1 protein-coding gene is annotated in these 240 nt (G+C 61.2%); it reads left to right on the forward strand.

Annotated elements, in window-relative coordinates; translation table 11 throughout:
• The coding region (locus AC0IYH_RS33680; RefSeq protein ID WP_471838797.1) for an Ig-like domain-containing protein at positions 1 to 240 on the forward strand (240 nt) is incomplete at both ends.

The raw sequence follows: 240 nt of genomic DNA on the forward strand, positions 1-240 counted from the left end.
TCGGCGACCAACGTGCAGGGCATTCGCTCACCGATCATCCGTATCGTGATCGATCGCAACCCTCCTGAAGCGCCCACCGTAGAAGCCAGCAATGGCACCTTGCTGAGCGGCACGGCGGAAGCCAATAGCACCGTCACGCTAACCATTGGCAACAACCCACCGGTGACGGTAACCGCAGATGCCAACGGGCTCTGGAGCTACAGCCCTAACCCGGCACTGGCAGACGGCACCGTAGTCAAC

This window comes from Pseudomonas sp. AC463 (genome assembly GCF_979253585.1).